A 24,406-nucleotide genomic window follows, 5' to 3' on the forward strand; every position below is an offset into this window, starting at 1 on the left:
AGTACAAGTGCGCCTGGTACGGGCGCGACCTCGTCGTGATCGACCGCTTCTTCCCCTCCAGCAAGCTGTGCGGGACCTGCGGCACGGTCGCGGCGAAGCTGCCGCCGAACGTCCGCACCTGGACGTGCGACTGCGGCGCAACCCATGACCGCGATGTGAACGCGGCGCGTAACATCCCGGCCGCCGGGCCGGCGGCAGCAGCCTGTGGAGACGGTGCAAGACCTCAACGGGAGTCCTCCCGGACGGGGCGGTCGTCGCTGAAGCAGGAACCCCAGCGGGCGAGTGCTGGAATTTCCCGCCCTTGAGGCGGGGAAGGAAGTCAAGTGCCGAATCCTCCAGTGGTACGGGCGGCGCGGGCGGCGCCCGGTCAGTCGCGGGGCATCGTGGACGTCCTGCTCACCTCGCCGAAGTCGCCGATGCCGGGGACGACGGACGGGATGGTCACCTCGGCGGTGACGCTCACCTCGTCCGAGGAGCCGCCCCAGGCGAAACCGACCGTGAGCCAGTCGCTGACGGCCGCCCGGCCGGCCGCGGCACCGTCCGGCCCGTCCTCCAGCGACTCGGCACGGGCGGCGGCCCGGGCCGCCGTGCCGGCCTGCTGGGCGGCGTACGCCACCAGGCCGAGCTGGAGCGCGGCCAGCCCGATCAGCAGCAGCACCGGCAGGAAGCCCACGAACTCCACCGCGACCTGGCCCCGGTCCGCCCCGGTCCGGCCGCGGCGCCGCCCGCCGGGGCGGTACGGACGCCGGTGGACGCTCATCGTTCCTCCTCCCGTACCGCCCCCGCCTCGCCGGTGACCGTCAGCGGCAGGTTCGCCATCCCCGGGAACAGGACCGGCACCCGCAGCTCGACGGTGGCGGTGACCAGGCCGGCGGCCCCGTCGCCGCAGCCGACCGTCCCCTGCCAGGCGCTCGGCAGGTGCTCCCGCGCCGCGCTCTGGCAGTCGCCGTCCACCGCCGCCGCGCGGGCGGCCTCGTCGGCGGCGTTGCCCGCCAGGGTGAAGGTGTAGCCGACCAGGACGAGCTGCCACATCAGGGCCAGCACGACCAGGATGAGGGGCACCATGCCCACGAACTCGACGGTCGTCTGGCCCCGTTCCGCGCCGCCCGCGCCGCCGCCCGCGGCACCGCCCTCGGCACTGCCCTCCGGTCCCCGCCCAACACGCATCCCCGCCTCCCTCCGTCGCCCGTACCGCCGGGCCGGCCGCGCGGCCCGCCCCCGAGTCCACTGCTTTGCTGCCCCTACAGCCGCTTGCCGACGCCTCCCCGGCGGCGGCGCAGGCCGACCGAACCGCGGTCGGCGTGCTGCCCCGCGCCCCGGCCCCGGCCCCCGGTGCCCGCCTCGGCGCCCTTGACGAGCCCCAGCTCACCGGCCAGTCCCCACATCGCCTGCCGGACGGCGCCGCGGCTGTCGAGGTCCTGCATCCGGCCGGAGTCCACGGCGGCCTGCAGTTCCTTGAAGTTGGCCGGAACGACACCGCGTGCGACCGGGGTCCGCACGATCCGCTCGATGAGCTGCGGCTGGATCTCCGCGCCACGGCTGTGTCGGTTGACGACCGTCCGGGTCTCCTCCGCCTTGCGGATCTGCAGCCGGTCCCAGAGCCGGATCATGCGCTTGGCCGCCCGGACGGCGACCACGTCCGGGGTGGTGACCAGCAGGGCGATGTCCGCCAGCTCGATCGCGGCGGCGTTGGCGCCGGTCAGGTGGGTGCCGCAGTCGACGACCACGACCTCGTGGCGGGCGCGCAGCACGTTGGTGATCTGCCGGGCCGCGCGGTCGTCGACCTCCTCGGCGCGTTCGCCCTCGGCCGGGGCGAGGAGCAGCGACAGCCCGGTGGAGTGGGTGAAGACGGCGTCCTGCAGCACGCGCGGGGACAGGTCCCTGATGCCCGCCAGGTCGGCCACCGAGCGGCGGAACTGGACGTCGAGGTACGAGGCCACGTCGCCCGCCTGGAGATCCAGGTCGGCCAGTGCGGTGGTACGGCCCGAGGCGCGGGCGGCCAGGGCCAGTTGCACGGCCAGCACGGTGGTGCCCACCCCGCCCTTGGCGCCGGTGACCGCGACCACGGTGCCGCCCGGGCCGCCCGGGGTGTCCGGGCCGGTGGCGAGGTGACGCCGCACCCCCGCCGCCCACTGGGCGGCGGCGCCCACCCGTGTCACCAGCTCGTCGTAGGACAGGGGCAGTCCGACCACCCCGCGCGCGCCGGCGTCCATGGCCGCGGAGTACAGCCCGGGAGTGGTGTCGGTGGTGACCAGGACCACTCCGACCGCCGGGAAGCGGAGCGCGACCTCCCGGATCAGTTCCAGCGCCGGCAGCGGCCCGACACGCTCGTGGACGAGGACGACCTCCGGCAGGTCGCCCACCGACTCGGCGGCCAGCGCCGCCAGGGTGTTCAGCAGCGTGGTGGAGTCGCCGGCCGGCGGTGCGGGCTCGCTGTCGGGGAGCTGGCTCAGCAGCGCCGTCAGGGAACGGGCGGCGTCGGCGTCGGCGACGGCCGGGAGGATGCGCGTGACCATCCGTGCCTCACTTGTCCCCGGTGAGCGTGTAGGTGCGTTCCTGTTCGGAGATCTCGGCCGTGTCGCCGGGCGCCACCAGTGCCAGCCGGACGTTCACCGCGAAGGACTCGGCGAAGGCCACCCGCTGGGCGTCGAGCGTGCTCAGCGCGAAGGTGATCGGCACCGCCTCGGCCTCGCGGTCACCTCTCCTGCGGTCACGGTCGTCACGGCCGTCCGAGCGGGAGATGGGGGTGAGCCTGCCGACGTCGACGACCCGGGCGTTGTCGACGATCACGCGGGAGACCTCCCTTTCCTCGTCCCCCTCCTCGACGCGGAACGTCGCGTAGATGTTGACCCTCGACTGGGGCGAGATCTTGCCGGCGACGCCGGTGGCCGCGTCGATCATGATGGCGATCTCCTGTTCGCCCGGCTTCAGTTCGGGCTGCTCGGACACCATGCCGGACTGCAGCAGCGAGCCCTTCCGCAACCGGTTGGCGGCGATCTTGCCCTCGATGTCGTCGAGGTCGGTGAGCGCGGTGTCCGACAGCCAGCGCTCCGGTATCGAGATCCGCTCCACCGCCTTCTCGTCCAGGACCTGGTAGGCCGGCACGTCCTTCGCCAGGCGGTACGCCGTGACCTCCGGGCCGACCTTCGACTCCACGTCGTTGATCACCGACAGCACCCCGCCGAAGGCGACGAGGGCGCACAGGACGGACAGGAGCAGCAGGATGACGCCACGGCGCTGGCGTGAGTTCATGGTCGCGGCTACCTCGTTCGGGAACGGCGGGGGCGGTACGGGCGGCGGGGGCGGTGCGGACCGCGGGAGCGGCGGGAACCCGTCGGGGCACGGGAGGCGGTGCGGGCCGGCGGACCGGCACCGGCCGCCGGCCGGGCCGCGGGCGTACGGCGGCGCACCTCAGCGCGTCCGGCCGGGTGCCAGGGCGCGGCGGCCGGCCGGATCCGGTGCCGCCGGGAGGGCTCGGGGGCCGCCGGTGCCGCCCGGCGGTGCCGCGGGTGCGGAGCAGAACGCGCAGCGGTCACCGATCAGCTCCAGGCCGCACCAGTGGCACTCCTCCCGCCGTACCGAGCTGACGAGCTGGTACAGGACTGAGATGTCGGGGATGGCCGCGGCGAACTCGGTCAGTTTCCCGGTGCCCCACCAGCGGGCGGAGTCCTCCGGCAGCGGTGCCCGGTGCAGGCCGCCCACCCGCCAGTGCGGGGCGAGGGTGCCGGTCACCCAGTCGGCGGAGAGCGGGCCGGTGGCGACGGTCAGCTCGGTGGCGAACTCCGGCCCGGCCAGGAGGCCGTCCCCGCCGATTCTGACCAACTGGGGGGTGGGGCGGGCGAGCACGGCGAACTGGGAGCCGGGCACCCAGGACCTGGCGTGCGCGGTGAGGCTCACCGGTACGCGGTCGAGCCGGGCCACGGAGTTCAGCAGTGCACCCGCGTAGATGTAGTGCGCGAGCAGCCGGGAGGCGGCGGCGAGGACGCCGGGGCTGAAGTCGCAGACGGACAGCCGGCGCAGCTGGCGGACCAGGACGCCGGTGGCCAGCGGCGGGAGGTCGGTCTCCAGCAGGGCGATACGGTCGCTCTCCAGCACGGAGCGGACGGTGTGCAGCCGCCGGACGAAGGCGGCGGGGGCGGACGAGGGGTACAGGACGACCACGTAGCCGTGCCGCTCGGTCAGCAGGTGCGTCTCGGCGAGCGCGTCGTCCAGCGGCTGCCGGTCGGGCGGTGTCAGCACGTGCGCCGTCGGCGTGTGCGCGTCGGGCGGGGGGAGCACCAGGTCGGCGCTGGTGACAGCTATCGCGGTGGGCACGTGGGGGTTCCCCTGTCCAAGAACTGTTCTGCGGTACTGCTCTGCCCTGTGGAGTCCGGCCGGTCCTGCCGACTCAGCAGCCTATCGACGCTTTACCCGGCAGAGAACACTTACCGGGAACCAGGGGGCGCACGGCCGTTGCCGACACACCGTCAAAAGCGGGCAAGCAGTGACAGACTGCCGGGTGATTTGATTGTTTCGCAACCTTTGATCATGGTCGCGAACACGGCTTTCCCGGCCGGTCCGCAGCGGAGGACGGGAAGTTGAAGGGTGAAATCAACCGGCCGTTATCGGACGGCCCGCACCCGGCGCGGAGCCGAATCGGAAAAGCGGCCCGGATTACAGGGCGCACCCGCCCGGCGCGCCGCACCGGGCACCCGCGCCGGGCGACTCCCCTTGACATGTCCATTGGTCTGAACCATTCTTCCGGGTCAGCACGGTGGCCACCGTCTCCCCACGCGCCCTCATCCCCCAACGCACGGAGGCAGCAAGTGGAAGGCACGACGCGAAGAGACCGCGGAAGCGGGAGAGGCAGGCCGTCCGGACGGGCCGGGCGGGCACGGCGGAGCGGCATCCGCACGCGGCTCGTCGCGGCGCTCGGCACGGCCGCACTGGCGGCCGGCGCGGTGGCGTTCGGCGGCCTGACCGGCAGCGCCGGGGCCGCCGAGCCGAACCTGCTGGCGAACCCGGGCTTCGAGTCCGGGCTGGACGGCTGGACCTGCTCCGCCGGCAGCGGTTCGGTCACCGGATCCCCGGTGCACGGCGGCACGGCGGCACTGCGCGCGACCCCCACCAACAGCGACAACGCCCGCTGCTCCCGGACCGTCACCGTGCTGCCGGACTCCGAGTACCGGCTGAGCGCCTGGGTGCGGGGCCCCTACGTCCACCTCGGCGCATCGGGCACCGGCACCACCGACGTGTCCACCTGGACCCCGGGCGCCTCCGACTGGGAGCGGCTGCGGACGTCCTTCACCACCGGCCCGGACACCACCTCGGTCACCGTGCACACCCACGGCTGGTACGGCCAGGGCGCCTACCACGTCGACGACGTCCTGCTCACCGGACCCGGCGCCGGTGACGGGGACGGCGGCGACCCGGGCGAGCCCGACCCCGAGCCCCCGGCCGTGCCCGGCGGACTGACCGCCGCCCCGGCCGGACCGTCCTCGGTCACCCTCACCTGGGACGCCGTCACCGGCGCCACCGGCTACCACGTCCACCAGGACGGGCGGAAGGTCCTCTCCGTCTCCGGCACCTCGGCGACCGTGACCGGGCTGGCGCCCGCCACCTCCTACGAGTTCGCCGTCAGCGCGGTCAACGGCGCGGGCGAGTCGGCCCGGTCCGCCCCCGTGACCGCCGCCACCCGCGGCGAGACCGGCGGCGGCGAACCCGGCGCGGACGTGCCCGAGCACGCCGTGACGGGCTACTGGCAGAACTTCGACAACGGCGCCACCGTGCAGAAGCTGCGCGACGTGCAGGACCAGTACGACATCATCGCCGTCTCCTTCGCCGACTCCACGACCACCCCGGGCGAGATCACCTTCAACCTCGACCCGGCCCTCGGCTACGGCTCGGTCCAGGAGTTCAAGGACGACATCGCCGCCAAGCAGGCCGAGGGCAGGAAGGTGATCATCTCGGTGGGCGGCGAGAAGGGCAACGTCACCGTCAACGACGCCGCCTCCGCCGCGCGCTTCGCCGACAGCGCCCACCGGCTGATGACGGAGTACGGGTTCGACGGGGTGGACATCGACCTCGAACACGGCATCAACTCGGCGTACCTGACGGAGGCGATCCGCTCGCTGTCGGCGAAGGCCGGGCCGGGCATGGTGCTCACCATGGCGCCGCAGACGATCGACATGCAGTCCACGTCGACGGAGTACTTCAAGCTGGCGCTCAACCTGAAGGACATCCTCACCGTCGTCAACATGCAGTACTACAACAGCGGCTCCATGCTGGGCTGCGACGGCAAGGTGTACTCGCAGGGCTCGGTGGACTTCCTCACCGCGCTGGCCTGCATCCAGCTCGAGGGCGGCCTCGACCCGTCCCAGGTGGGCATCGGCACCCCCGCCTCCCCGCGGGGCGCGGGCTCCGGTTACGTCGAACCGTCCGTGGTGAACGCCGCGCTGGACTGCCTGGCCCGGGGCACGAACTGCGGCTCGTTCAAGCCCGCGCGGACCTACCCGGGCATCCGCGGCGCCATGACCTGGTCCACCAACTGGGACGCCCTCAACGGCGACCGGTGGTCGGACACGGTCGGCCCGCACGTCCACGCGCTGCCGTAGGGGGTCCGGCGGCACCGCGAGGGGGCGAGGGGCGGGCCCGGTCCGGTGGACCGGGCCCGCCCCCGTTCCCGCCGCCGCCCGTCCTACCAGGGGAGCTCGCGCAGTTCCTGCACGCACAGGACGACGAAGAGCAGCCCCGCCACCGCCAGCGAGACGTTGCTCACCGGACCGTTGCGCCACGCGCGCGGGGTGCGGTCGGAGTTCAGCAGCCACAGCAGGGTCCCGGCCAGGAAGGGCATGAAGAAGGCGCCCAGCACCCCGTAGGCGATGACCAGCCCGACCGGTTCGTCCAGCCACAGCAGGCCCATGGGCGGGAACGTCAGCCACAGCAGGTAGCCCCGGAACGGCCGGGACCGCTCACGCCGCCCGCGGGCGATCTCCAGCACCGGCGGCTCGGAGCCGGTGCCCTGCGCCCGGGCGGCCCGGGTGCGCTCCACGAAGTCCGCGAACAGCAGGCTGACGCCGTGCCAGACGCCCACGATCGAGGAGAAGGAGGCGGCGAAGAAGCCCACCAGGAAGAGTTTGGCGGTGACGGTGCCGAACCGGTCCTCAAGCACCCCGCCCAGGTCGACCAGCCCCTGCCCGCCGGAGCCGACGGCGGCGTTGGTGGCGTGCAGCAGCTCGGCCCCGACGATCAGCATCGCCACGACGAAGACACCGGTGGTGAGGTACGCGACCCGGTTGTCCAGCCGCATCATGCGCATCCAGCCGCTGTCGGTCCAGCCCTTGGCGTTGATCCAGTACCCGTAGGCGGCCATGGTGATCGTCCCGCCGACCCCGCCGACCAGTCCGAGGGTGTAGACCAGCGAGCCGTCCGGCAGGACGGGCAGCAGCCCGGCGAAGGTGGCGCCGAGGTCGGGGGCGGCCCGGACCGCCACATAGACGACGATCACGAACATCACCCCGACGAAGACCATCATGATCTTCTCGATGACGGCGTACCGGTTGAACCAGACGCACGCCAGCCCCGCCAGCCCGCACAGGATGGCCCAGGTGCGCAGGGACAGCGAGCCGGGGAAGAGGGCGACGAGCGGCAGCGCGCTGGAGGACATGGCGGCGGCGCCGTAGACGAAGCCCCAGACGACGACGTAGACCGCGAAGTAGCCCGTGGTCCAGGCGCCCAGACCGCGCCAGCCGTCGAAGATCGTCCGGCCGGTGGCCAGGTGCCACCGGCCGGTCGCCTCGGCCAGCGCGATCTTCACCAGACAGCCCACGACGGCCGCCCACAGCAGGGTGTGGCCGAACCTGCCGCCCGCGACGAGGGTCGCCACCAGGTCGCCGGCGCCGACCCCGGTGGCCGCCGCCACGATGCCGGGCCCGATGAGCCGCCAGCTCGTCCGCCGCTCGGGGGGCTGCCCGGGCGGTGGTCCGGATGGCGGTTCCCCGGGCGCGCCCGCCGCGGTCCGCCGTTCCGCGCTGTCCGTCCCGCTCGTCCCGTCCGCCTCGCCCGTACTGGTCATGTGTGACCTCCGTCTTGTCCCGGTGACCGGCGTGGCGCATACAACAGCGCCGTGCCGCCGGGCACAAGAGGGCACCGGACGGTGCACGGGCGGGGTTGACGGACCGGGTTGACGGACGGGGTTGACGGCCCGTCAGTCCAGGACGGCCAGGGCGTCGATCTCCACCAGCAGCCCGGCGGGCAGCCCGACGTAGACGGTGGTACGGGCCGGGGGCGCCGAGCCGTCGGCGAGGCACTCCGCCAGATGGGCGTCGTAGAGCGCGTTGAACTCGGCGAAGTGGGCGGTGTCGGTGAGATAGACCCTGATCATCACCACGTCCTCCCAGCCCGCGCCGCCCTCCGCAAGGACCGCCCCGACATTGGCCAGGGTCTGCGCGGTCTGCTCGCGCAGCGTCGGTCCGGCCGGGACGGGCGGCCGTCCGGGGCCGGTGGGCAGGAAACCGACCTGCCCGGCCACCTGGAGGAGGTTCCCCTTGCGCAGGCCGTGCGAGAAACGGGCGGGCGGGGTGGTGTGGGCGGGCGGGTTCACCGCGGTCTTCGCGGCCCTGCCGGGGGTGTCGCTCAACGCTGCTCTCCTGTCGGGCTCGTGGTGTCGGTGCGGGTTGCGGTGCCGGTGCCGGGGTCCCGGCCGGAGTACTCGGCGCCGACGGCCTCCGCCGTGCGGCGCACCAGCGGCACCAGGCGTATCAGCTCCTCGGCGCCGACGACGGCACCGGGCGCGGAGACGGACAGCGCGGCGACGGCCCGGCCGTCCGCGCCCCGTACGGGCGCGGCCACGCAGTTGACCGTCTCCTCGTGGCCGCCGAGGTCGGTGGCCCAGCCCTGCTCGCGCACCCGGGCCAGCTCCGCCAGATAGGCGGCGGCGTCCTTCGTCGAGCGGGCGGTGTGGCGGGGGTAGTCGAGCCGCTCGGCCAGCGCCCGCCGCTCGGGCTCGGGGAGGTCGGCCAGCAGCACCTTGGCGACGGCGGCGACGGTGATCGCCACCGGCCGGCCGACCCGCGAGTACATCCGCACCGGGTAGCGGCTGTCGACCTTGTCGATGTAGACGACCTCGTCCTCCTGCCGGACGGCCAGGTGGACGGTGTGCCCGCAGGCCGCGTTCAGCTCCACCAGCCGGGGGTGGGCGACGGCGCGCACGTCGAGGTTCTCCACCGCCTCCTGCGCGAGGGCGAACAGCCGCGCCCCCAGCCGGTAGCGCTGGTCGGGCTGGCGGTAGACCAGGCCGTGCCCGTGGAGGGTGCGCAGCAGGCGCAGGGCGGTGGACTTGTGGACGTCCAGCTCCCGGGCGACCTGCTCCAGTCCGGCCGGCCCCCGGGCCAGCAGCGGCAGGATGCTCAGTGCCCGGTCGACGCTCCGGCTCATGGGTCAGCCCCTCCGTGCTTCCGGTTCCGGGCCCGGGGACGAATCCCGGCCGCCGCCCGCCGTCCAGCCGGGGGCGAGCCGCAGCCGCGCCCAGGCCTCCTCGTCGAGGGCGGCCAGCCGGTCGGCGAGGGCGCGGGCGGGCGGTTCGGCGAAGTCCCCGGCGGCGGTGAGCACGGCCGCGGCCGTCAGATGACCGTGCCGCAGCCGCAGCGGGACGGGCAGTCCGCGCAGGGTCGCCGAGAGGAATCCGGCCGCGAACGCGTCCCCGGCGCCGACGGGGTCGGTGACCACCACGGACGGGGCCGGCACCCGGAACTCGCCGTCGGCGGTGTACGCCGTCGCGTCCCGGCCGCTGTCCTTGACCACCAGGACGGCCGGCTCGGGCAGCAGGAGCCGCAGCCGTCCGGGGTCCGCCACCCCCCAGGCCTCCCGCGCCTCGTCCGCGCCGACGAAGACCAGGTCGCAGCGGCGGGCGAGCGCGGCCGGCACGGCGGGGTCCCGGCCCCGCCACAGGGCCGGACGGTGGTTGACGTCGAAGGACAGCAGCGGGCGCCCGGGCCGGGGTCCGGTCAGCTCCGTCAGCAGGGCACGGCAGGAGTCGGAGAGGGCCGCGGTGATCCCGCTGAGGTGGAGCACCCGGCCGGAGTACGCCGTGGCGCGGTCGACGGTGTCCGGGGACATGGCGGAGGCGGCCGAGCCGGTGCGGTGGTACAGCACCTCGGCCGGCGTACCGGCCGGCCCGTCGCCGGTGCGGAAGTACACGCCGGTGGGGCGGTGCGGATCGCGCCGTACGGCGGAGACGTCGACCCCGTGGGCGGCGAGCCCGGCCAGCACCCGGTCGCCGAAGCCGTCGGCGCCCAGCCGGCCCACCCAGCGGACCCGGTGCCCGGCACGGGCCAGCAGGCACGCGACGTTGGACTCGGCCCCTCCGACGCCGCAGGCGAAACGGGCCGCGCCGGCCAGGCCCCCGGGGCCGTCGGACCGCAGGACGGCCATGGTCTCCCCCAGGCAGACGGCGTCGGCAGGAGCGTCGGCGGGGGTGCCGGCAGGGGGCTGTGTCATGGCCGGCTCCGTTCCTGGACTGCTTCCGGACTGCTCCTGGACTGCCGTTGACCGGGTGTTCGCCGGGATGCTAGACAGCCGTGAGCACATCACGCAATGAGCGTTGCACGGAGTGCAACGGAAGGCGCCCCCGTCAGCGTCCCCGCCACGGCATCCGGAGGCCCCATGACCGCCGAGCCCACCCCCGGTCCCCCCGCTCCCGCTCCCGACCCGGTCGCCGCCCTCGCCGGGGAACGGGTCGACCACCGCTTCAAGAGCATGCCCCCGGACGCGGCCGGACTGACCGTGGGCGAGCTCGCCGCCCAGCGGCGCTCCGTCTTCACCGGCGGCTTCACCACCCCGCTGCTGACCCTCTCGGCCGATGCCCTGGAGCACAACCTGCGGCACCTGGCCGAGTTCTGCGCCCGGCACGGTCTGGCCTTCGCCCCGCACGGCAAGACCTCGATGTCGCCGCAGCTCTTCCGGCGGCAACTGGACCTGGGCGCCTGGGGCGTCACGGTGGCGGTGCCCTGGCAGGCCCGGGTCTGCCGGGCCTTCGGGGTGCGGCGGATCTTCCTGGCCAACGAGGTGGTGGACGCCGCCGCGCTGCGCTGGATGGCCGGTGAGCGGGCGGCCGACCCCGGAGTGCGCTTCGTCTGCTACGTGGACTCGGTGCGCGGGGTGGAGCTGATGGACGCCGCGCTGGGTACCGTCCCGGGCGCCCCTCCTCTCGATGTCGTGGTCGAACTCGGGGTGCCCGGCGGCCGCACCGGGGTCCGCAGCGCCGGGCAGGCGGCCCGGGTCGCCGAGGCGGTGGCCGCCTCGGCGGCGCTGCGGCTGGTGGGGGTCGCCGGTTACGAGGGCGAGGTGCCGGACGCCGACGCCGGCCGGGTGCGGGCCTGGCTGCGCTCGCTGACGGCGCTGGCCGCCCGCCTGGACGCGGCGGGCCGCTTCGCCTCCCTCGGTGCGGGCGAGGAGATCGTGGTGAGCGCGGGCGGCAGCGCCTGGTTCGACGTGGTCGCCGAGGAGTTCGCGGCCCTGCCCGAGCTGTCCCGGCCGGTGCTGCGGCTGCTGCGCTCGGGCGCGTACGTCTCCCACGACGACGGCCACTACCGGCGGCTGACCCCGTTCAACCGGGTGCCCGGCGAGGGGTCGCTGCGGCCCGCGTTCCGGCTGTGGGCGCAGGTGGTCTCCCGGCCCGAGCCGCATCTGGCGTTCCTCAACGCGGGCAAGCGGGACGCCTCCTACGATCTGGGCCTGCCCCAGCCGGTCGCCGTCCGTGCCCCGGACGGCACCGAGCGCGGCGCGGCGGGGCTGGAGGTGGTGAAGCTCTCCGACCAGCACACCTTCGTCACCGTCGGGCCGGAGGCGGGTCCCGGTGGCGCGGACGGCGGGCTGGAGGTGGGTGACTGGGTGGCGCTGGGCCTGTCCCACCCCTGCACGGTCTTCGACCGCTGGCAGCTGATCCCGGTGACCGGTGCGGACGGCACGGTCACCGACCTCGTCCGCACCTTCTTCTGAGCCGGGCCCGCGGATGGATCTCGTCCTGCGCGGCGCGACCGTCGCCGACGGCACCGGCGCGCCCCTCTTCCGGGCCGACGCGGGCGTCACCGGCGGCCGGATCGCGGTGCTGCACCGGCCCGGGGACGGCCGGCCGCGTCCCGGCGGCCGGCGCGTCCTGGACGCCGACGGCCTGGTCCTGGCCCCCGGCTTCGTCGACATGCACGCGCACAGCGACCTGGCGCTGCTGAGCGACCCCGAGCACTTCGCGAAGGCCGCCCAGGGCGTGACGCTGGAGGTGATCGGCCAGGACGGGCTGTCGTACGCGCCCGTGGACGACCGCACCCTGGACCGGGTGCGGCGGACGATCACCGGCTGGCACGGCGACGGCTCGGACGTGGAGTTCACCTGGCACAGCGTCGGGGAGTACCTGGACCGCCTCGACGCCGGCACCGCCGTCAACGCCGCCTACCTCGTCCCGCACGGCACGGTGCGGGCGATGGTCGTGGGCTGGGAGGACCGGCCCGCCACGGCCGGGGAGCTGCGCCGCATGCGGCACCTGGTCGCCGAGGGGCTGGCACAGGGCGCGGTGGGCATGTCCTCGGGTCTGACGTACTCCCCCGGCCGGTACGCCGACGACGCCGAGCTGACCGGGCTGTGCCGGACGGTGGCGGCGTACGGCGGCTACCACTGCCCGCACCACCGCTCCTACGGCGCGGGCGCGCTTCAGGCCTACGCGCAGATGGTGGCCGTCGCCCGGGACTCGGGCTGCGCCCTGCACCTGGCGCACGCCACCCTCAACTTCCCCGGCAACGCGGGCCGGGCGCCCGAGCTGCTGGCGCTGCTGGACGCGGCACTGGCCGACGGGGTGGACGTGACGCTGGACAGCTATCCCTATCTGGCCGGCTGCACCACGCTGGCCGCGCTGCTGCCCGGCTGGGCCTGTGCGGGCGGCCCGGAGGCGGTCCTGGCGCGGCTGCGGGACGACGGGGTGTGCGAACGCGTCCGGTACGCGATGGAGGTGGCGGGCTCGGACGGCTGCCACGGGGTGCCCGTCGACTGGGACACCGTGGAGGTCTCCGGCACCGCCGATCCCGCGCTGGCCGGGTACACGGGCCGGACGGTGGCGCGGTCGGCGGCCGAGCGCGGCGAGGAGCCGTTCGCGGTGGCCCGGCGCCTGCTGCTGGCCGACCGGCTGGGCACCACGGTGCTCCAGCACGTGGGGCACGAGGAGAACGTCCGGGCGATCATGCGGCACCGGGTCCACACCGGCGGCAGCGACGGCATCCTCGTCGGCGACCGGCCGCACCCGCGGGCGTACGGCACCTTCCCGCACTACCTGGGCCGCTACGCGCGGGAGCTGGGGGTGCTGTCGCTCCAGGAGTGCGTGGCGCGTCTGACCGGGCGGCCCGCCGCCCGGCTGCGGCTGCCGGACCGGGGGCTGGTGCGCGAGGGGTACCGGGCCGACCTGGTGCTGTTCGATCCGGGGACGGTGGCGGCGGGCGCGACGTTCGCCGAGCCGCGCAGGCCCCCGGTGGGCATCCCGTACGTCCTGGTCGACGGCCGGTTCGTGATCGACGGCGGCCGCCGTACCGACGCGCTGCCGGGCCGCTCGGTGCGGCGTGCCGGGTGGTCCGGCGGTTCCGGTCAGGCCGCGTCGTAGGCGACCAGCGAGATCCCCACGTAGTGGAACGCGAAGGCGGCCAGGGTGAGGGAGTGGAAGACCTCGTGGAAGCCGAACCAGCGCGGTGACGGGTTCGGCTTCTTGATGCCGTAGACGATCCCGCCCGCGCTGTAGAGCAGCCCGCCGGCGACCACGCACACCAGCACGGCGGCCCCGCCCGCGCGCAGGAAGTCGGGGAGGAAGAACACCGCGGCCCAGCCCATCGCGATGTAGCACGGGGTGTAGAGCCAGCGGGGCGCGCCCACCCAGAAGACCCGGAAGGCGATACCGGCGACGGCCGCGGTCCAGATGCCCCACAGCAGCACCTGACCGCGGCCGCCGGGGATCAGCAGGATCGTCAGCGGGGTGTAGGTGCCCGCGATGATCAGGAAGATGTTCGCGTGGTCCAGGCGGCGGAGCACCGCCTCGGCGCGCGGTCCCCAGTCCCCGCGGTGGTACAGGGCGCTGACGCCGAACAGCAGACAGGCCGTCAGCGTGTAGACCGCGCAGGCGGCGCGTCCTCGCGCGGTCTCCGCGAACGCGGTCAGGAAGACGCCGGAGACCAGCACGGCCGGGAACATCCCGGCGTGCAGCCAGCCCCGCAGCCGGGGTTTGAGGTACTGGGCGGCCCGGTCGGTGGCCTGGTCGAGGGTTCCTGTGTCATCGGGTGCTGCGGCGGTCATACGCCTCATCGTACCTACGTGATCGTAGGTTGCGGTCATGCCGTGGCGTTGCTCACGGCCCGCCGGTCTGGACAGAAGCACCCCGAAAGCGGAGTATCAAATGAGCGCGACCGGTACCGGATGAGCATGCCGCGGCATCCGGACCGCAGCCCCCAAGGGGTCGCTACGGGAACGGCGGGACGGCAGAACGACCAGCACGCCGAAGCACCGAAGCGCCGAGAACACCGAGAACAACAGAAATGCGGACACGGGAAACGGATACATGTGCGGTATCCGCCATGTCCACCACAACAACGGAAAACCCTCAACCTCTGGAGCGATCGTGGCGCGCAGTACTGCGGCTCCCGGCAACACCACTCCGACCCGGCACAGGGAACTGACCGCCTGGGTCGACGAGATCGCCGCCCTCACCCAACCCGACCGCGTCGTCTGGTGCGACGGCTCGGAGGCGGAGTACGACCGGCTGTGCCGGGAACTGGTCGAGAAGGGCACCTTCACCGAGCTGGACCCGGTCAAACGTCCCCACTCGTACCACGCCGCCTCCGACCCGAGCGACGTGGCGCGGGTGGAGGACCGGACGTTCATCTGCTCCGAGAAGGAGGAGGACGCCGGCCCCACCAACAACTGGATGGCACCCGCCGAGATGCGGGAGATCTTCACCGGCGCCGGCGGGCAGGGCGGCCTCTTCCGCGGCTGCATGCGCGGCCGCACGATGTACGTCGTCCCCTTCTGCATGGGCCCCCTCGGTTCCCCCCTCTCCGCGCTGGGCGTGGAGCTCACCGACTCCGCCTACGTGGCCGTCTCCATGCGGACGATGACGCGCATGGGCAGCGCCGTGCTGGCGGAACTGGGCGAGGACGGGGCGTTCGTGAAGGCTGTGCACAGCGTGGGCGCCCCGCTGGAGCCCGGGCAGGCCGACGTCCCGTGGCCGTGCAACTCCACCAAGTACATCTCCCACTTCCCCGAGACCCGGGAGATCTGGTCCTACGGCTCGGGCTACGGCGGCAACGCCCTGCTGGGCAAGAAGTGCTACGCCCTGCGCATCGCCTCGGTGATGGCGCGCGACGAGGGCTGGCTGGCCGAGCACATGCTGGTCCTCAAGCTCACCCCGCCCCGGGGGGAGTCGAAGTACGTGGCCGCGGCCTTCCCCAGCGCCTGCGGCAAGACCAACCTGGCGATGCTGGAGCCGGGCATCCCCGGCTGGACGGTCGAGACCATCGGCGACGACATCGCCTGGATGCGCTTCGGCGAGGACGGCCGCCTCTACGCGATCAACCCCGAGGCGGGCTTCTTCGGGGTGGCGCCGGGCACCGGCGAGCACACCAACGCCAACGCGATGAAGACCCTGTGGGGCAACGCGATCTTCACCAACGTCGCGCTCACCGACGACGGCGACGTGTGGTGGGAGGGCATGACGGCCGAGCCCCCGGCCCGGCTGACCGACTGGCGGGGCGACGAGTGGACACCGGAGTCCGGCACCCCGGCCGCCCACCCCAACGCCCGCTTCACCGTGCCGGCCGCGCAGTGCCCGATCATCGCCCCGGAGTGGGAGGACCCGAAGGGCGTGCCGATCTCGGCGATCCTCTTCGGCGGCCGCCGGGCGAGCGCGGTGCCGCTGGTGACGGAGTCCTTCGACTGGCAGCACGGCGTCTTCCTGGGGGCGAACGTGGCCTCGGAGAAGACCGCGGCGGCCGAGGGCCGGGTCGGCGAGCTGCGCCGGGACCCGTTCGCCATGCTGCCGTTCTGCGGCTACAACATGGGCGACTACATGGGCCACTGGCTCGAGGTCGGCCGGCAGACGGACCCGGAGAAACTGCCGAGGATCTACTACGTGAACTGGTTCCGCAAGAACGACGCGGGCGAGTTCGTGTGGCCGGGCTTCGGTGAGAACAGCCGGGTGCTGAAGTGGATCGTCGGCCGGCTGAACGGCGAGGCCGGGGGCGTGGAGACCCCCATCGGCACCGTCCCGACCCGGGAGGCCCTGGACACCGCCGGGCTGGAGCTGCCCGAGGAGGACCTGGACCTGCTGCTGACCGTGGACCGGGAGGTCTGGCGCGAGGAGGCGGCGCTCATCCCCGAGCACCTGAACACCTTCGGCGACCACACGCCGAAGGAGCTGTGGGACGAGTACCGCGCCCTGGTCGAGCGGCTGGGCTGACCTCCGGCCCGCCGCTTCCGCCGCCCCGCCGCACACGGTGCCGTGTGCGGCGGGGCGGCGGACGTACGGGCCGCACCGGTCCGGCCCGGCCCCCGTCAGCCGGCCCCGGTCAGCCGGCCCCGGTCAGCCGGCCCCGGTCAGGCCGAGCGCCCGGGAGTGCGCCGCCATGCGCTCGGCCGCCAGCTCGGCCGCCTCCTTGTTCGCCCGGGAGGTGGCCACCACCAGCGCCTGCCCGGCGAGGTTGTGGGCCCTGCGGTGGAGGGCCGCCGTACGGGCGGCGCCCGCCGCGGCGGCGGACGGGGTGGCCCGCAGGGGCGGCCGGCCGCACAGCCGGGTGACCTCGGCGTCCAGCCGCCGCGCGGCCGTGTCAAGCGCCGGGTGGGGGGTGAGGACGCGGAGCTCGTCGGTCACGGTCAGCAGCGCGGTCAGCTGCCCGGCGAGCCGGTTGTCCAGCTCCTCCGCGCGGGAGCGGCGGGGGAGACCGCGCCCGGTCCCGGCCTGATCGGCCATGGTGTGGACCGACGGGGTGCGAATCGGTTCGTACATGGATGGCCTCCTGGCGTTTTCAGGAGACCATCCTAACTTGGACTCTGTCTAAAGTTACCGCCGCTGCGGGACACTCCGTCAGATTTCCCGGTTTCCCGGTTTCCCGGCGCCTCTCAGTACTGGCCGTAGCCGTCCAGGAAGTCCCCGATCCGCCGCACCGCGTCGGTCAGGTCCTGCACGGCCGGCAGGGTGACGATGCGGAAGTGGTCGGGCTCGGGCCAGTTGAAGCCCGTGCCGTGGACGACCATGATCTTCTCCGCCCGCAGCAGGTCGAGGACAAGCTGCCGGTCGTCCTTGACCTTGTAGACCTTGGGGTCCAGCCGCGGGAAGAGGTACAGCGCGCCCCGGGGCTTCACACAGGTCACCCCCGGGATGGCGGTGAGCAGTTCGTACGCGGCGTCGCGCTGCTCCAGCAGCCGCCCGCCCGGCAGCACCAGGTCGTTGACCGACTGCCGGCCGCCCAGCGCGGCGGCCACCGTGTACTGGGCGGGCATGTTGGCGCACAGCCGCATGTTCGCCAGGATCGTCAGGCCCTCGATGTAGCTGGCGGCGTGCGCCTTCGGCCCGCACACGGCCATCCAGCCGCTGCGGTAGCCGGCCACCCGGTAGGACTTGGAGAGGCCGTTGAAGGTGACGGTGAGCAGGTCCGGGGCGATGGCGGCGGTGGGGGTGTGGGTGGCGCCGTCGTAGAGGATCTTGTCGTAGATCTCGTCGGAGTAGACGATCAGGTTGTGCCGGCGGGCGATGTCCGTCAGGCCGCGCAGCAGCTCGTCGTCGTAGACGGCCCCGGTGGGGTTGTTGGGGTTGATGACGACGATCGCCTTGGTGCGGTCGGTCACCTTGCGCTCTATGTCGACGAGGTCGGGCATCCAGTCGGCCTGCTCGTCGCAGCGGTAGTGCACCGCGGTGCCGCCCGACAGGGAGACCGCGGCCGTCCACAGCGGGTAGTCCGGTGCCGGCACGAGCACCTCGTCGCCGTCGTCCAGGAGCGCCTGCATGGCCATCTGGATCAGCTCCGAGGCGCCGTTGCCGAGATAGATGTCCTCTATGTCGAGCTCGATGCCCCTGGTCTGGTAGTACTGCATTACCGCGCGCCGGGCGGCCGGCAGCCCCTTGGCGTCGCCGTAGCCGTGCGCCGACCCGACGTTGCGCAGCATGTCCTCGAGGATCTCCGGCGGGCACTCGAACCCGAAGGGCGCGGGATTGCCGGTGTTGAGCTTGAGGATGCGGTGGCCCGCCGCCTCCAGCCGCATGGCCTCCTCGAGTACCGGACCCCGGATCTCGTAGCAGACATTGGCGAGCTTCGTCGACTGGATCACCTGCATACCGGTCACTCTACGGGCGCCCCACCCGCGGCGCCGCGTGTTCTTCCCCACGCGGGTGACGCGCACCGGAGCGCGCCCGTGCCCGCCGGGTGCCCGGCAAGCACCCGTCACCTGCCCGAATGTCTCCGATACCGGCGGGAACGTGGCGCCGCCGCGGGCCGGTGGCCGAGAATCGCCGACATGGCCCCCGCACGCACCTCGTCCCCTTCCGCACCCAAGCTCGGGCTCCGGGAGCGGAAGAAGATCCGCACCCGTCAGGCGATACGGCAGGCCGCGTACCGGCTCTTCGCCGAGCAGGGCTACGACTCCACCCCCGTCGACCAGATCGCCGAGGCCGCGGAGGTCTCGCCGAGCACCGTCTTCCGGTACTTCCCGACCAAGGAGGACATCGTGCTCGCCGACGGGCACGACCCGGTCACCGTGGCGGCGCTGCGCGGCCGGCCGGCCGGCGAGCCCCCGGTGCGGGCCGTGCGGGAGGCGCTGTACTCGACGGTCGGCGAGGCCTACCGGGCGGATCCGGCCGAGATGTACCTGCGCGCCCGGCTGATCCGCGACGTGCCGGCCGTCCGCGCCCGGCTGGCCGAACACACCGAGATCACCGGCCGGCGGCTGCGCGAGGTGCTGTCGGAGCGGACCGGGCGGCCGGCGGGCGATCTGGCGCTGCGGGTCGCCACGACCGCGATGCTGGGGGGCCTGACCGAGGCGATGCTCCACTGGGTGGAGAACGACATGCCGGGGGACCTGGCCGAGCAGGTCGGCCGCGCCCTCGACTTACTGGAGCGCGGCCTCCCGCTGTGAGCGGCCGGGGATGCCGGGGCGGCGGTCAGTCCCGTGCCCGGACGTCCGCCACCGTCCCCACCGCCCGGGCCAGCCGCTCCGGGTCGGCGGTGGGGGCGTCGCACACGAAGTGGTGGCAGACGTACGCCGCCGGACGGCCGTCGATCAGCGGCCGGTCCCGCAGCAGCGGGGGGACCTCCGCCGGCCGTGCCGCCCCGGCGTCCCCGCCGTCCGGCGCCGGCTCCCCCACCGCCACCACCGCGCCGGGCGCGGTGGCGAGCAGGGCGGTGCGGTGCAGTACGGCGGTCGCCGGGTCGGCGGCCGGGCCGACCACCGCGATCTCGCGCGGCCCGTCGAGGGCCGCCTCGGCGGCGGCCAGCCCCCAGCCGGTGAAGCGCGGCACCCGCGGGGCCAGCGCGGTCACGACGCCCAGCGCCCGTTCGGCCGCCTCGCGGTGGCGGGCGCTGCCGGTGTGGGCCGCGTAGGACAGCAGGGCCGCGGCGGCGGCCGTCCAGCCGGAGGGGACGGCGTTGTCGGTGGGGTCCTGGGGGCGGCGGATCAGCTTCTCGGCGTCGTCGGCGGTGTCGTACAGGGTGCCGTCGGGCGCGGTGAAGCGCGCCAGCACGGTCTCCAGCAGGGTGCCGGCCAGTTCCAGCCAGGCGTCCTCGCCGGTCACCGAGTACAGGGCGAGGAAGCCCTCGGCGACATCGGCGTAGTCCTCCAGCACCCCGGCCCCGGGGCCCGCCGCGCCGTCGCGCGAGGTGCGCGCCAGCCGTCCGTGCTCGTCGGTGTGGACGGCCAGCAGCAGATCGGCGGCGGTGGTGGCCGCCTCGACCAGGTCGGGGCGGCCGAAGTAGGCGCCGGTCTCGGCGAGCGCGGCGATCGCCAGTCCGTTCCAGGCGGCGACGACCTTGTCGTCCCGGCCGGGGCGCGGGCGCCGCTCGCGCGCGGCCAGCAGCCGCCGCCGCACGGACTCGGCCCGCCCGGCGTCCGGCGGGGTGCCGGTGTCCGGCAGCCGCAGGACGGAGGCGCCCTCCTCGAAGGTGCCCTCCTCGGTCACCCCGAAGTACGCGGCGGCCGCCTCGGCGTCCGCCGCGCCGAGTACCTCGCGCAGCTGCTCCGGCGTCCAGACGTAGTACGCGCCCTCCTTGTGCCCGCCCGCACCGTCGTCGCTGTCGGCGTCCAGCGCGGAGGCGAAGCCGCCGTGCGCGGTGCGCAGCTCGCGCACCAGGAAGTCCGCGGTCTCCAGCGCGACCCGCCGTGCCGTTCCGCTGCCGGTGGCCCGCCACAGATGCGCGTACACCCGGCACAGCAGGGCGTTGTCATAGAGCATTTTCTCGAAGTGGGGCACGACCCACTTCTCGTCCACCGAGTAGCGGGCGAAGCCGCCGCCGAGCTGGTCGTAGATCCCGCCGCGGGCCATCGCCTCGCAGGTGGCCTCCGCCATCTGCAACGCGCCCTCGGAGCCGGTGCGGGCGTGGTGGCGCAGCAGGAACTCCAGCACCATCGACGGCGGGAACTTCGGCGCCCCGCCGAAACCGCCGTACCGGGCGTCGAACTCCCGGGTCAGCCCGAGCAGCGCGGCCCCCAGCTCCTCGGGGCCGGGCGGGCGCGGCGTGCCGTCGCCGGCGTAGCCGATGCTCCGGCCGGCCAGTTCCGCCGTGATCCGCCCGGCGGTGTCGGCGACCTCCTCCCGGCGGTCGGCCCAGGCGGCCCGGACACCCTCCAGCACCTGCCGGAAGGACGGCATCCCGCCCCGGGGCCGGGGCGGAAAGTAGGTGCCGAAGTAGAAGGGCTCGGCGTCGGGGGTGAGGAAGACGGTCATGGGCCAGCCGCCGTGCCCGGTGGCGGCCTGGACGGCCTCCATGTAGACGGCGTCGACGTCCGGCCGCTCCTCGCGGTCGACCTTGACGGACACGTAGTGGGCGTTGAGGTAGGCGGCGGTGGCCTCGTCCTCGAAGGACTCCCCGGCCATCACATGGCACCAGTGGCAGCTCGCGTACCCGACGCTCAGCAGCACCGGCACGTCCCGCCGCCTCGCCTCCTCGAAGGCCTCGGGCGACCAGGGCCACCAGTCCACCGGGTTGTCGGCGTGCTGGAGCAGATACGGAGACGTCTCACGGGCCAGTCGGTTCGCCATGCCCCCATCCTGCCCCCGCGTGCCCCGGACCGGCGAACCACCGGGCCCGCGCGGCACGCACCTGCTCTCCCCGCGAGGCACCGCGCGGGGAGAGCAGAAGGACGGCCTGCGCAGTCGGCACAGGCCAGGAGAGGTCTACAGGTACCGGAGTCAGTGGCCTGCCGTACCGGACGAGGTTGACGGCGAGCACGAAGAGAGCAGGCACGGTGACCGTTCTCGCCTGTCCCCCTATCGCCACCGGTCCATCGGGAGTGACATGCGGCTGGCGGCAGGGCAGCGGGGAGCCGGCCGGCTCATCCCTCCGCTGCCCATGCCTTCCCGTGCCTGTCTCAGGCGATGGCCGCGATGTCGCCGTCGTCGAAGTAGATGGCCTGGTGCAGACGCCCGCCGAGCGCGGCGGCGAACCGCGCGAGCACATCCTGCCCGGAGATGTGCCCCCGCTCGATCTGTGACACGCGCCCCTTGGTCACGCCCATGCGTTCGGCGACGTCCTGCTGTGTCAGCCCCCGAGCCCGGCGCAGCTCCGCCAGCCGGCGCCCGGTCATCTCCGCGAGGAGCTCCTCCTTGCCCGCCTGTACGGCCTCCTCACCGCCGGCGCGGGCGACGTACTCGGCGCGGATGTCCTGCCAACGGGTGTAGCCGTTCACGGTCGTCCACCTTCTTCCCGAGCTCGTTCCTTCACATACGTCTCGTAGCGCTGCTCGGCCAGGGGGATCGCCTCCCGGTACCACTCGTTCCACCGGCCCGACTTGTCTCCCGCGACCAGCAGGATGCTGCTGCGCCACGGATCGAAGGCGAAGAGGATCCGAACGGTCCCCGGCCGCAGCTCCTTCAGATGCGCCATCGACGAGCCATGAATGGTGTCCACCAGTGGACGCCCCAGTCCGGGACCCCCTTCGGCCAGTGCGTCCAGTGCCTGTACCACCCGTGCGAGCACCGGTCCGTCCAGGCCGCTGATCCACTCACGAACCTCGTCGACGAGGACGATCTCCCACTCGCCGTTCACAGCGCGAGTATAGCTTCTGCTATACCCAGTGGGGGGGGCGGCCGCCGGCCCGGCCGGGTCAGGAACCCGACGTCTGGAAGTCCGACAGCGCCTGGTTGAAGCGGGTGAGCAGCTCGCAGAACACCGCCTGTTCGTCCTCGCTCCACTCCTGCGTCAGCAGGGCCATCAGTTCGCGCCGCGAGGCGCGCACCTGTTCCAGCCGCGCGGCGCCGCGCGGGGAGAGCTGGAGGACGACCGCTCGGCCGTCGTCGGGGTGCGAGGTGCGCTTGACGAGGCCGGACTCGACGAGCGGCGCGACCTGGCGGGTCACGGTCGAGGAGTCGATCCCCATGCCCGCGGCGAGCGCCTTGACGCCCGTCGGACCGTCCTGGTCGAGGCGGTTGAGCAGCAGGTAGGCGGCCCGGTCCATGGAGTTGCGGGCCTGGCCGACGCCGCCGAGCCGGGTCTGCTCGGCACGGCGCGCGAAGAGCGCCACCTGGTGCTGCATGGCGTCGAGGAGGCTGTCGGGACCGGACGGGGAGCCGGACTCGGGCGGTGTGGGGGGCATGCTGGCCTGCACGCTCGCTTCGCTCGTTTCGTCGTAGGGGTGGGCGGTCGTCATGTCCGGGTGCGTGGGCATGGCCGGTGGCTCGCTTCTTGAGGAATACGGGGTACGACGGGCTGAGGGTTTGCCACAGAGTACGCGTCCCAAGGCCGTGCCGTACCGGTGCTGTACGAATACGTCCGGACCCGGAAAGACCTACCGCCGGTAGCCCGAGGTGGGCCCCGTGATGCCGTCGTCCGGCCGCCGGGCGGGGTTCGGGCCCGCCGCCCCGGGACCGGGCTGCCAGACTGGCGGCATGGTTGCCAGTTCCCTCCCGCACAGTGGTTCCGACGGCCCCGACGGCTCAGCGGCCCTCACCCTCGACGACATCAGGAGCGCCCAGAAGACCCTCTCGGGGGTGTCCCGGGTGACGGCGCTGGAGGGCAGCCGTCATCTGAGCGCGCTGGTGGGCGGACCCGTCCTGCTCAAGTGCGAGAACCTCCAGCGCACCGGCTCGTTCAAGATCCGCGGGGCGTACACCCGGATCGCCGCGATGCCCGCCGCCGAGCGGGCCCGCGGTGTCGTCGCGGCCAGCGCGGGCAACCACGCGCAGGGCGTCGCCCTGGCCGCCTCCCTGCTCGGGGTGCGCTCGACGGTCTTCATGCCGGTGGGCGCGCCGCTGCCGAAGGTGGCGGCGACCCGGGAGTACGGCGCCGAGGTACGGCTGCACGGGCAGGTGGTGGACGAGACGCTGCGGGCGGCCCAGGAGTACGCGGCCGGGACCGGGGCGGTCTTCATCCACCCCTTCGACCACCCCGACATCGTGGCCGGGCAGGGCACGGTCGGACTGGAGATCCTGGAGCAGTGCCCGGACGTGCGCACGGTCGTCGTCGGGGTGGGCGGCGGCGGGCTGGCGGCCGGGCTGGCGCTGGCGGTGAAGTCGCTGCGCCCGGACGTGCGGGTGGTCGGGGTGCAGGCCGAGGGCGCGGCGGCGTATCCGCCCTCGCTGGCCGCGGGGCGCCCGGTGGCGCTGGAGTCGGTGTCGACGATGGCGGACGGCATCAAGGTCGGGCGGCCCGGCGACGTGCCCTTCAAAATCGTTGGCGAACTGGTGGACGAGGTCCGTACGGTGTCCGAGGACGCGCTCTCCAGCGCGCTGCTGCTCTGTCTGGAGCGGGCCAAGCTCGTCGTGGAACCGGCCGGGGCCGCTCCGGTGGCGGCGCTGCTGTCCGCCCCGGAGGATTTCGAGGGGCCGGTGGTGGCGGTGCTCTCCGGGGGGAACGTCGACCCGCTGGTGCTGCAGCGGACGCTGCGGCACGGCATGGCCGCGGCGGGCCGTTACCTGTCGCTGCGGCTGCGGCTGACCGACAGCCCGGGGGCGCTGGCCGCGCTGCTGGGGGAGCTGTCGGTGGCGGACGCCAACGTCCTCGACGTCAGCCATGTACGGACCGACCCCCGGCTCGGACTCGCGGAGGCAGAGGTGGAGCTTCATCTGGAGACCAAGGGGCCGGAGCACTGCGCCGGGGTGACGGCGTCACTGCGCCGGTCCGGCTACACGGTGCTGGACTGAGTGGCCGGCCGTACCGTGCCGAACCCACCGGTCCCGCGCCGGGGACGCCGCGTCCCGGGG

The 24,406-nt window shown here is 73.8% G+C and carries 23 protein-coding genes; 7 read left to right on the forward strand and 16 right to left on the reverse strand.

Annotated features, from left to right (window positions below):
• Nucleotides 1–305, forward strand: a 305-nt coding sequence (locus tag CUT44_RS34065; RefSeq protein ID WP_233221438.1) for a transposase, incomplete at its 5' end; no start/stop codon positions are given.
• Between the two features lie 62 nt (nucleotides 306–367).
• Here the strand turns inward: CUT44_RS34065 and CUT44_RS16415 are convergent.
• The 5 genes from CUT44_RS16415 to CUT44_RS16435 all read right to left on the reverse strand — a co-directional run bounded on the left by CUT44_RS16415 (nucleotide 368) and on the right by CUT44_RS16435 (nucleotide 4,314).
• The gene (locus CUT44_RS16415) at nucleotides 368–760 is read right to left on the reverse strand and encodes a TadE/TadG family type IV pilus assembly protein (RefSeq protein ID WP_100202615.1); all 393 of its coding nucleotides are present in this window, start codon (nucleotides 758–760) and stop codon (nucleotides 368–370) included.
• On the reverse strand, nucleotides 757–1,167 hold the full coding sequence (locus CUT44_RS16420; RefSeq protein ID WP_100202616.1) for a TadE/TadG family type IV pilus assembly protein: 411 nt from the start codon (nucleotides 1,165–1,167) through the stop codon (nucleotides 757–759). Before CUT44_RS16420 ends, CUT44_RS16415 begins: the two co-directional genes overlap by 4 nt.
• Before the next feature lie 74 nt (nucleotides 1,168–1,241).
• Nucleotides 1,242–2,516, reverse strand: coding sequence for an AAA family ATPase (locus CUT44_RS16425; RefSeq protein ID WP_100202617.1), 1,275 nt, complete (start codon nucleotides 2,514–2,516; stop codon nucleotides 1,242–1,244).
• A 7-nt stretch (nucleotides 2,517–2,523) separates the two neighbouring features.
• Entirely contained in the window at nucleotides 2,524–3,252 is a 729-nt protein-coding gene (gene cpaB / locus CUT44_RS16430) for a Flp pilus assembly protein CpaB (RefSeq protein ID WP_100202618.1), read from the reverse strand.
• Nucleotides 3,253–3,411: 159 nt separating this feature from the next.
• Complete coding sequence (locus CUT44_RS16435; RefSeq protein WP_100202619.1) at nucleotides 3,412–4,314, reverse strand: hypothetical protein; 903 nt, start codon at nucleotides 4,312–4,314, stop codon at nucleotides 3,412–3,414.
• A 491-nt stretch (nucleotides 4,315–4,805) separates the two neighbouring features.
• On the opposite strand from CUT44_RS16435, the gene CUT44_RS16440 reads away from it, so the two are divergent.
• On the forward strand, nucleotides 4,806–6,593 hold the full coding sequence (locus CUT44_RS16440; RefSeq protein ID WP_408646751.1) for a chitinase: 1,788 nt from the start codon (nucleotides 4,806–4,808) through the stop codon (nucleotides 6,591–6,593).
• A gap of 83 nt (nucleotides 6,594–6,676) precedes the next feature.
• Here CUT44_RS16440 and CUT44_RS16445 read toward each other — a convergent pair whose 3' ends face one another.
• The 4 genes from CUT44_RS16445 to CUT44_RS16460 form a co-directional block, all read right to left on the reverse strand.
• Nucleotides 6,677–8,053: an Nramp family divalent metal transporter gene (locus CUT44_RS16445; RefSeq protein WP_100202621.1), complete on the reverse strand. Its 1,377-nt coding sequence runs from the start codon at nucleotides 8,051–8,053 to the stop codon at nucleotides 6,677–6,679.
• A gap of 132 nt (nucleotides 8,054–8,185) precedes the next feature.
• On the reverse strand, nucleotides 8,186–8,617 hold the full coding sequence (locus tag CUT44_RS16450; protein ID WP_100202622.1) for a RidA family protein: 432 nt from the start codon (nucleotides 8,615–8,617) through the stop codon (nucleotides 8,186–8,188).
• Nucleotides 8,614–9,414, reverse strand: coding sequence for an IclR family transcriptional regulator (locus tag CUT44_RS16455; protein ID WP_100202623.1), 801 nt, complete (start codon nucleotides 9,412–9,414; stop codon nucleotides 8,614–8,616). The genes CUT44_RS16450 and CUT44_RS16455 overlap by 4 nt, the downstream gene beginning before the upstream one ends.
• Nucleotides 9,415–9,417: 3 nt before the next feature.
• Nucleotides 9,418–10,476, reverse strand: a complete 1,059-nt coding sequence (locus CUT44_RS16460) for a sugar kinase (protein WP_100202624.1) — start codon at nucleotides 10,474–10,476, stop codon at nucleotides 9,418–9,420.
• A 165-nt stretch (nucleotides 10,477–10,641) separates the two neighbouring features.
• On the opposite strand from CUT44_RS16460, the gene CUT44_RS16465 reads away from it, so the two are divergent.
• Nucleotides 10,642–11,976 carry an amino acid deaminase gene (locus CUT44_RS16465; RefSeq protein WP_100202625.1) on the forward strand — a complete coding sequence of 445 codons (1,335 nt, stop codon included), beginning with the start codon at nucleotides 10,642–10,644 and terminating at the stop codon, nucleotides 11,974–11,976.
• A gap of 13 nt (nucleotides 11,977–11,989) precedes the next feature.
• A complete protein-coding gene (locus tag CUT44_RS16470; RefSeq protein WP_100202626.1) occupies nucleotides 11,990–13,618 on the forward strand; it encodes an N-acyl-D-amino-acid deacylase family protein in 1,629 nt (542 codons plus the stop codon).
• On the opposite strand, the gene trhA is transcribed toward CUT44_RS16470, so the two are convergent.
• Nucleotides 13,603–14,301 (reverse strand): PAQR family membrane homeostasis protein TrhA, encoded by a 699-nt coding sequence (gene trhA, locus CUT44_RS16475; protein WP_233221439.1) that lies wholly within the window; start codon nucleotides 14,299–14,301, stop codon nucleotides 13,603–13,605. The two genes, CUT44_RS16470 and trhA, sit on opposite strands and share 16 nt — an antisense overlap.
• A 322-nt stretch (nucleotides 14,302–14,623) precedes the next feature.
• Here trhA and CUT44_RS16480 point away from each other — a divergent pair, with 322 nt between their 5' ends.
• Nucleotides 14,624–16,459, forward strand: a complete 1,836-nt coding sequence (locus CUT44_RS16480) for a phosphoenolpyruvate carboxykinase (GTP) (RefSeq protein ID WP_100202628.1) — start codon at nucleotides 14,624–14,626, stop codon at nucleotides 16,457–16,459.
• Between the two features lie 123 nt (nucleotides 16,460–16,582).
• Here the strand turns inward: CUT44_RS16480 and CUT44_RS16485 are convergent, their stop codons facing one another.
• Nucleotides 16,583–17,005, reverse strand: a complete 423-nt coding sequence (locus CUT44_RS16485; protein ID WP_100202629.1) for an SCO4983 family protein — start codon at nucleotides 17,003–17,005, stop codon at nucleotides 16,583–16,585.
• A gap of 113 nt (nucleotides 17,006–17,118) precedes the next feature.
• Nucleotides 17,119–18,330 (reverse strand): pyridoxal phosphate-dependent aminotransferase, encoded by a 1,212-nt coding sequence (locus tag CUT44_RS16490; RefSeq protein ID WP_100202746.1) that lies wholly within the window; start codon nucleotides 18,328–18,330, stop codon nucleotides 17,119–17,121.
• A gap of 180 nt (nucleotides 18,331–18,510) precedes the next feature.
• Here CUT44_RS16490 and CUT44_RS16495 point away from each other — a divergent pair, with 180 nt between their 5' ends.
• Nucleotides 18,511–19,128, forward strand: coding sequence for a TetR/AcrR family transcriptional regulator (locus tag CUT44_RS16495; RefSeq protein ID WP_100202630.1), 618 nt, complete (start codon nucleotides 18,511–18,513; stop codon nucleotides 19,126–19,128).
• Between the two features lie 25 nt (nucleotides 19,129–19,153).
• On the opposite strand, the gene CUT44_RS16500 is transcribed toward CUT44_RS16495, so the two are convergent.
• The 4 genes from CUT44_RS16500 to CUT44_RS16515 all read right to left on the reverse strand — a co-directional run bounded on the left by CUT44_RS16500 (nucleotide 19,154) and on the right by CUT44_RS16515 (nucleotide 22,800).
• Nucleotides 19,154–21,247, reverse strand: coding sequence for a thioredoxin domain-containing protein (locus CUT44_RS16500; RefSeq protein WP_100202631.1), 2,094 nt, complete (start codon nucleotides 21,245–21,247; stop codon nucleotides 19,154–19,156).
• A gap of 329 nt (nucleotides 21,248–21,576) precedes the next feature.
• Entirely contained in the window at nucleotides 21,577–21,894 is a 318-nt protein-coding gene (locus CUT44_RS16505) for a helix-turn-helix domain-containing protein (RefSeq protein ID WP_100202632.1), read from the reverse strand.
• Nucleotides 21,891–22,253 carry a type II toxin-antitoxin system RelE/ParE family toxin gene (locus CUT44_RS16510; RefSeq protein ID WP_100202633.1) on the reverse strand — a complete coding sequence of 121 codons (363 nt, stop codon included), beginning with the start codon at nucleotides 22,251–22,253 and terminating at the stop codon, nucleotides 21,891–21,893. Before CUT44_RS16510 ends, CUT44_RS16505 begins: the two co-directional genes overlap by 4 nt.
• Nucleotides 22,254–22,311: 58 nt before the next feature.
• A complete protein-coding gene (locus tag CUT44_RS16515; protein WP_100202747.1) occupies nucleotides 22,312–22,800 on the reverse strand; it encodes a MarR family winged helix-turn-helix transcriptional regulator in 489 nt (162 codons plus the stop codon).
• Nucleotides 22,801–23,092: 292 nt separating this feature from the next.
• On the opposite strand from CUT44_RS16515, the gene ilvA reads away from it, so the two are divergent.
• The gene (ilvA, locus tag CUT44_RS16520; protein ID WP_100202634.1) at nucleotides 23,093–24,346 is read left to right on the forward strand and encodes a threonine ammonia-lyase; all 1,254 of its coding nucleotides are present in this window, start codon (nucleotides 23,093–23,095) and stop codon (nucleotides 24,344–24,346) included.
• Nucleotides 24,347–24,406 lie beyond the last annotated feature (60 nt).

This window comes from Streptomyces carminius (assembly GCF_002794255.1).
Classification (GTDB): domain Bacteria; phylum Actinomycetota; class Actinomycetes; order Streptomycetales; family Streptomycetaceae; genus Streptomyces; species Streptomyces carminius.

Coding starts and splice junctions, on each gene's coding strand:
- CUT44_RS16500 (WP_100202631.1), bottom strand. CDS start 21,247: ATGGCGAACCGACTGGCCCGTGAGACGTCTCCGTATCTGCTCCAGCAC.
- CUT44_RS16465 (WP_100202625.1), top strand. CDS start 10,642: ATGACCGCCGAGCCCACCCCCGGTCCCCCCGCTCCCGCTCCCGACCCG.
- cpaB (WP_100202618.1), bottom strand. CDS start 3,252: ATGAACTCACGCCAGCGCCGTGGCGTCATCCTGCTGCTCCTGTCCGTC.
- CUT44_RS16490 (WP_100202746.1), bottom strand. CDS start 18,330: ATGCAGGTGATCCAGTCGACGAAGCTCGCCAATGTCTGCTACGAGATC.
- ilvA (WP_100202634.1), top strand. CDS start 23,093: ATGGTTGCCAGTTCCCTCCCGCACAGTGGTTCCGACGGCCCCGACGGC.
- trhA (WP_233221439.1), bottom strand. CDS start 14,301: ATGACCGCCGCAGCACCCGATGACACAGGAACCCTCGACCAGGCCACC.
- CUT44_RS16515 (WP_100202747.1), bottom strand. CDS start 22,800: ATGCCCCCCACACCGCCCGAGTCCGGCTCCCCGTCCGGTCCCGACAGC.
- CUT44_RS16420 (WP_100202616.1), bottom strand. CDS start 1,167: ATGCGTGTTGGGCGGGGACCGGAGGGCAGTGCCGAGGGCGGTGCCGCG.
- CUT44_RS16455 (WP_100202623.1), bottom strand. CDS start 9,414: ATGAGCCGGAGCGTCGACCGGGCACTGAGCATCCTGCCGCTGCTGGCC.
- CUT44_RS16415 (WP_100202615.1), bottom strand. CDS start 760: ATGAGCGTCCACCGGCGTCCGTACCGCCCCGGCGGGCGGCGCCGCGGC.
- CUT44_RS16425 (WP_100202617.1), bottom strand. CDS start 2,516: ATGGTCACGCGCATCCTCCCGGCCGTCGCCGACGCCGACGCCGCCCGT.
- CUT44_RS16460 (WP_100202624.1), bottom strand. CDS start 10,476: ATGACACAGCCCCCTGCCGGCACCCCCGCCGACGCTCCTGCCGACGCC.
- CUT44_RS16445 (WP_100202621.1), bottom strand. CDS start 8,053: ATGACCAGTACGGGCGAGGCGGACGGGACGAGCGGGACGGACAGCGCG.
- CUT44_RS16495 (WP_100202630.1), top strand. CDS start 18,511: ATGGCCCCCGCACGCACCTCGTCCCCTTCCGCACCCAAGCTCGGGCTC.
- CUT44_RS16485 (WP_100202629.1), bottom strand. CDS start 17,005: ATGTACGAACCGATTCGCACCCCGTCGGTCCACACCATGGCCGATCAG.
- CUT44_RS16470 (WP_100202626.1), top strand. CDS start 11,990: ATGGATCTCGTCCTGCGCGGCGCGACCGTCGCCGACGGCACCGGCGCG.